Annotated in this window: 2 protein-coding genes; both read right to left on the minus strand. The window is 65.4% G+C overall.

The genetic code is table 11. The features are described from left to right. Nucleotides 1–59: 59 nt before the first annotated feature. Nucleotides 60–680: a hypothetical protein gene (locus tag RISW2_RS24960; RefSeq protein ID WP_156943994.1), complete on the minus strand. Its 621-nt coding sequence runs from the start codon at nt 678–680 to the stop codon at nt 60–62. Nucleotides 681–696: 16 nt separating this feature from the next. Next, the coding region (locus RISW2_RS25210) for a hypothetical protein (protein ID WP_211238750.1) at nt 697–1134 on the minus strand (438 nt) is incomplete at its 5' end.

Below are 1134 nucleotides of genomic sequence, written 5' to 3' on the forward strand. Positions count from 1 at the left end.
TCCGGAAGCGACCCGGCATCGACGGGCGAGAATGTCAGCGGACGGCTCATGGCGTTGTCCTACCCAACCCGCTTCACGATCCGTGGAGACAATGCCCCGATGATGCGCTTCAAGCGCGCCTCGTGCTCTTTGGCTCCCTGGTCGAGTTCGGCGACCCGTGACGCATGGTCCGCGAGCCGCTGCCTGACTTCCGCCAGTTGCTGGCGAAAGCTCACAAGCTCCTCGAGCAACCCCTGCATATCCTCGTTGCCACCGTCGGGTCCGAAGAACTCCTCCCGCAGCGCAGAGACCCATGCCGGGCGAACGCCCAATGTCTCAGCGATCACGTCGTCGGTATCGGCGCCGTTGTAACGACCTGCCTCGACATCGTAGCAATCCTGCAGCAGCTGCAGGATATCGCGCTTCTGAGCCTTCGACGGTTCGCTCTCCGCCGCACCAACGTCTGTGTTCTTAACCACCTTGGTAGCCTTTCTCTTGGCTGAGCAGGCCGGGCAGATTTCAGAGCCTTTCAGGACCTGCCAGTTTTGCCCGATGATCTTCTTCCGCACCTGCCCGACATTCGGATTCCACACGTTCCCCGGAGAGCGGATGTAATCGCACGTGAGCGTTTCCGTCCGACCGCACTCATCGCAGCTGACGTTGCAGCGATTTACGCCCTTGCCCTCGATCGTCTCGATCATTTCGGAGAGCCCCCCATCACAGTAGCGCCCCCTCGGGCGGGCGCAGGTGGTCGGGCACGGGCGGGTAATCGCCCGGCCGGGTCAGCTCGCGCCGCCAGGGCGGGATGCGGACGAAGCGGGTGTCGGTCTCGAGCCGGCCACCCGCGTCGTTCCGCCAGACGAGCCAGGCGTAGCTCGTGGCCGAGGTCGGGAACTTCATCGTGCCGCGCGCGGCGTCCCAGACCTTCACGTCTGGATCGAGCAGCACGCCCTTCCACATGGCGACCCGCTCGACGAAGGGCAGCACGAAGGTCTCGGGCGCCGGGCGGAAGAGCGTGTCGTACCGCTCCGCCCCCTCGACGAAGGAGGTGCGCACCAGCACCGCCACCCCGCGCCGGGCGAGCTTCAGGGCCTGCAGGATGAAGGCCGCGCCGAGGCGGAACGGCGGATTGGTGATGATCCACTCGACGTTCGG

The organism is Roseivivax isoporae LMG 25204, assembly GCF_000521865.1.
GTDB classification, from domain to species: domain Bacteria; phylum Pseudomonadota; class Alphaproteobacteria; order Rhodobacterales; family Rhodobacteraceae; genus Roseivivax; species Roseivivax isoporae.